The sequence below is a fragment of the Nonomuraea sp. H19 genome (assembly GCF_052068215.1).
Taxonomy (GTDB): domain Bacteria; phylum Actinomycetota; class Actinomycetes; order Streptosporangiales; family Streptosporangiaceae; genus Nonomuraea.
Map to the genome: position 1 here is coordinate 1 of NZ_JBQHCV010000136.1, position 868 is coordinate 868.

Here is an 868-nt window from a genome sequence, read left to right on the forward strand (position 1 = left end):
GAGAAGGCGGGCGTGGTCGAGGAGGTCTCGGCCGACTACGTCACGGTCATGAACGACGACGGCACCCGGACCACCTACCGCGTCGCGAAGTTCAAGCGCTCCAACCAGGGCACGAGCTTCAACCAGAGGCCCATCGTCGCCGAGGGCGACCGGGTCGAGGTCAACCAGGTGATCGCCGACGGGCCGTGCACGGACAGCGGTGAGATGGCGCTGGGCAAGAACCTGCTCGTGGCGTTCATGCCGTGGGAGGGCCACAACTACGAAGACGCGATCATCCTGTCCCAGCGGCTGGTCCAGGACGACGTCCTCTCCTCGATCCACATCGAGGAGCACGAGGTCGACGCCCGCGACACCAAGCTGGGTCCCGAGGAGATCACCCGCGACATCCCGAACGTCTCCGAGGAGGTCCTGGCCGACCTGGACGAGCGCGGCATCATCCGCATCGGCGCCGAGGTCGTGCCCGGCGACATCCTGGTCGGCAAGGTCACGCCGAAGGGTGAGACGGAGCTGACGCCGGAGGAGCGGCTGCTGCGTGCGATCTTCGGTGAGAAGGCCCGCGAAGTGCGTGACACCTCGCTGAAGGTGCCGCACGGCGAGCAGGGCAAGGTCATCGGCGTGCGCGTGTTCAGCCGCGAGGAGGGCGACGAGCTTCCTCCGGGTGTCAACGAGCTGGTCCGCGTCTACGTGGCGCAGAAGCGTAAGATCACCGATGGTGACAAGCTGGCCGGCCGCCACGGCAACAAGGGCGTCATCTCCAAGATCCTGCCGGTCGAGGACATGCCGTTCCTGGAGGACGGCACCCCGGTCGACATCATCCTCAACCCCCTGGGCGTGCCCGGCCGGATGAACGTCGGCCAGGTACTGGAGA

1 pseudogene is annotated in these 868 nt (G+C 66.9%); it reads left to right on the plus strand.

The features are described 5' to 3' along the window. Nucleotides 1–868: pseudogene (locus tag ACTMTI_RS56930) on the plus strand (DNA-directed RNA polymerase subunit beta); the annotation flags it as partial.